We start from the raw sequence: 3,000 nt of genomic DNA, 5'->3' as shown, positions 1-3,000 counted from the left end.
ACAGCCAGAAGTGATGCCAGGACTGATCCAGGGCGTAGGCACCGGTACCGAGGGTGGTGTTGTCGTCATGCCCTTGCCGGGGAGCGCCCAGCACGTAGTACCGGCTTTTGCCGAGCCGATCAGCGAGCCAGGCCAGGGTGTAGCGGCGATCGGCCCAATAGTGCGTGACCGCGCTGACCAGCTGGCCGGCCACGAATCCGGCCAGGCTGATCTGCAGATCCAACACCACCCAGACCAGACCGCACCACCCAGACCAGACCGCCCAGAGCCGCTGTGAGCGCCGTATAGGTGGTCACGTGCATCAGGCAGGACCGGGCGCCAGCGCGGCTCCTGTGGCCCTTCGTGAGCGCCTGGTGGTGGGTCTGGGCCCAGTGGTCGGCAACCTCGTGCGCAACCCACAGAGCCACGAAATACGCGGCAAAGGTGACAGCTAGCATCGGGACACTCTCCGGTTCTCTGAGCGAGGGATTCTCGGGGACTACTGGCCGGGGGAAGCGTTCGAGCGCTGCCCCCGGCCGGGCCTCTACCGCGGGGTGAGTAGGTCGGCCCAGTGGATCCACAGGCCGTTAGGGGAGTCATCCAAGGTGCTGCCGCACTCGCACTGCTCACCGGAGCTGCTCCAGTGCTGAGCGAGCCGAACACGGCACCATTCCGGCGACCGGCCCAGGGCGGCCGCGGCGATCTCGCACACATGGCCCCGGCCGGCCTCCAGGGTCGCCAGGTCTGCTCCGCAGGTCTGGCACCGGTCATCGACGGTCGGCAGACCGTGCAATAGCAGAGCGGTCAGCACCAGCTCGGCGTTGCTCATCGGTCAATTCACCATCTCGGGGAAGTACCGGGCGATGTCGACGAAGTAGCCGCCCTCTTCGAGGAAACGCAGCGCCTCGCCCTTGGTGGCGTAGAAGAACCGCATGCCGGGCCGGACGTTGTACTCCTTCGACCAGTCCGCGCGGAGCACCCAGAGGTCGTCTGCGGTGCGGAACAGGATCGGGGTCTTGTGGGGGTCGCCGACCTCCAGGTTCGGGATCCAGTGCGCGACAGCGGTCCGCGGATTCCACTCCTCGCGGTCCAGCTCGCCCTGGTCGTCGCGAATCCAGACGGGGCTGGGGGCCATGATCTCGCGGACGGCTGGCTGTCCCCAGCGCAGTATGAGCCCCGCGGGAAGGGAGGTGTCCAGCTCTTCGGTGGCACCCTTGCGGTGTCCATCGCCGGTGGCCCAGTCTTCCCAGTCGTCCGGGGGGTTCCCGATGATCTTCTGAGCGCGGGACTGAGCCGTGCTGCGGGCGGTGTCCATCGCCTGAGCCAGCTCGCCGTACGAACCGCCGGCCTCGACGTGCTGGCGGACCAGGGCTTTCGCGGTGGCTTCGATCCGCGGGGCCAGGCGGTGCACCACGGCGCGGATTGCGGTCTGGATTTCGGCAAGGGTGTCTTCGTCGCGGTCGCCATCGAGCTTCCACTCGCCCGACCGCATCCGGTCCAGCGCCCAGAGCGCGGTGTCGAAGGACTCGACCAGCTCGACGGCGTCACTGCCGAGGCCGACGTACTTCGCGGGGTCCAGGATCATGGTTCGTTTCTCCTCAGGTTCGTTGTCTAGGTTGGGTGGTTGGTGGCCGGGGCGCTTCCTTCGTCCCGGCCACCGCTTGTCGAGGTCAGAGTCCGGCGGGGAGCGCCTTGCACATGCCGCCGTGGTACGGGTCGGTGATCACGCAGCGTTCGGCGTTCGGGTCGACCAGCCCGTCCAGGGCGACCAGTCCGGCCAGTGGGACGCTGAGTTCGGCGACCTTGTGGCCCTCGCGGTACGCCTTCAGTGCGCGGGTGGCGGCCCGGCGCGAGGTCCGGTCGCCATCGAGCCAGACCACGTCGACACCGCGGCCGGTCAGTAGGGCGATGACGCCGACCTGGTCGCCACGCAGGACGCGGGTACCGGGGGCCGCGTTGGACAGTCCGTGGCGGATGAAACCGTCAGCGTTCATCTCGCGGGCGGCGAGGTACTCGGGAGTTTCGGTGATCATGTATGATGTACGAATCTACGTACAGTGTCAAGCTTTCGATGGCGTTTCGCGCGAAAGCGTTTTAGCGCGATTCCGAGGCTCTGACCTGGTCTTATGTCGTGATCGCCGGGAGCGCGCGAGAGCGCCCCGCCGGTGGCCGGCGGGGCGCTCTGGGTCGTTCGTCAGGCTGTGGTGGTGACTTCGTACCGGGCGAGGTACGGCGGGCCGAAGGGGTCGACCACCTGACTGGTGACTGACTGGTGACCATCCGCCGTACGGTCACCTGCCCCGCTGTCTCGGTGCCGGGGTCGGGGGTGATCGCCTCGACCTTCACCATTCCGCCCAGGATCAGCGGTATCCGCATCCCCTCCGTGGGCAGGGTCGTCAGGCTGATCATGCCGAGAAACTCCGGCTCGGTTGCGGGTGCTTCGCTCATGCTCGTCTCCCTGGGTGTTTCGGGTCTTCGGGATCTCGCGGGATGACCGGCCGGGCCGCTTCCTTCGGCCCGGCCGGTCGTGACTCACGGCATCTCGTGACTGCGTTCCTTGGTGATCTCCTCCCATCGATCCGACAGGCGCGGGTCCTCGCGGTGGCCGCCGGTCCGCAGGTCGTAGGCGTCTTCGCTGCGGTTTGTCACGTGGACCTCTAGCAGCGTGGCCGCGGAGCCGTGGTCCCCGATCGCCGTCAGTAGATCGGCAAGGGCGTTGATCTCGCTACAGCTCAGGTCGACCGGCTCGAACTCGTTCGCGAGCTGGTGGAGCAGGATGCCGTCGCTACCGTCGCCCCAGACCTGCCGGAAGCGGGCCAGAGCTTCGGTCAGGTCGACCGGCTGGCCGCCGATCGTGAGCGGCTTCACCGAGTTCACTTCTTGCCGCCCTTGAGTCCGTAGATGACCACGCGGACCTGGTCGACCACCTCGCCGTAGCCGGGCAGCTCGACCCGGTCGCCCTGCTCGGTGATCACCACCGTCTTCTCTCCGTCCGAGAAGATCACCCGATTGTTCCTGCTG

At 67.3% G+C, this 3,000-nt stretch carries 5 protein-coding genes and 1 pseudogene; all 6 read right to left on the bottom strand.

Features of this window, described 5'->3' with window-relative positions; all coding sequences use genetic code 11:
• Nucleotides 1-226: pseudogene (locus tag ABD768_RS42890) on the bottom strand (transcriptional regulator); the annotation flags it as partial.
• 297 nt (nucleotides 227-523) lie between these two features.
• Entirely contained in the window at nucleotides 524-808 is a 285-nt protein-coding gene (locus tag ABD768_RS42885) for a hypothetical protein (protein WP_344850735.1), read from the bottom strand.
• Nucleotides 809-811: 3 nt separating this feature from the next.
• Complete coding sequence (locus ABD768_RS42880) at nucleotides 812-1,564, bottom strand: hypothetical protein (protein ID WP_344850733.1); 753 nt, start codon at nucleotides 1,562-1,564, stop codon at nucleotides 812-814.
• 85 nt (nucleotides 1,565-1,649) lie between these two features.
• Complete coding sequence (locus tag ABD768_RS42875; protein WP_344850731.1) at nucleotides 1,650-2,012, bottom strand: hypothetical protein; 363 nt, start codon at nucleotides 2,010-2,012, stop codon at nucleotides 1,650-1,652.
• A gap of 91 nt (nucleotides 2,013-2,103) precedes the next feature.
• Nucleotides 2,104-2,427: a hypothetical protein gene (locus ABD768_RS42870; protein ID WP_344850729.1), complete on the bottom strand. Its 324-nt coding sequence runs from the start codon at nucleotides 2,425-2,427 to the stop codon at nucleotides 2,104-2,106.
• A gap of 84 nt (nucleotides 2,428-2,511) precedes the next feature.
• A complete protein-coding gene (locus tag ABD768_RS42865) occupies nucleotides 2,512-2,847 on the bottom strand; it encodes a hypothetical protein (RefSeq protein ID WP_344850727.1) in 336 nt (111 codons plus the stop codon).
• Between the last annotated feature and the right edge of the window lie 153 nt (nucleotides 2,848-3,000).

Source organism: Kribbella ginsengisoli (genome assembly GCF_039537185.1).
Lineage (GTDB): Bacteria > Actinomycetota > Actinomycetes > Propionibacteriales > Kribbellaceae > Kribbella > Kribbella koreensis.
Note: the sequence above shows the minus strand (reverse complement) of the source record. Positions and strands in the feature narration are given on the sequence as shown.

Bases quoted from the DNA above. Each gene is read 5' to 3' on its own strand.
- ABD768_RS42885 (WP_344850735.1), bottom strand. From the start codon at position 808: ATGAGCAACGCCGAGCTGGTGCTGACCGCTCTGCTATTGCACGGTCTG.
- ABD768_RS42880 (WP_344850733.1), bottom strand. From the start codon at position 1,564: ATGATCCTGGACCCCGCGAAGTACGTCGGCCTCGGCAGTGACGCCGTC.
- ABD768_RS42875 (WP_344850731.1), bottom strand. From the start codon at position 2,012: ATGATCACCGAAACTCCCGAGTACCTCGCCGCCCGCGAGATGAACGCT.
- ABD768_RS42870 (WP_344850729.1), bottom strand. From the start codon at position 2,427: ATGAGCGAAGCACCCGCAACCGAGCCGGAGTTTCTCGGCATGATCAGC.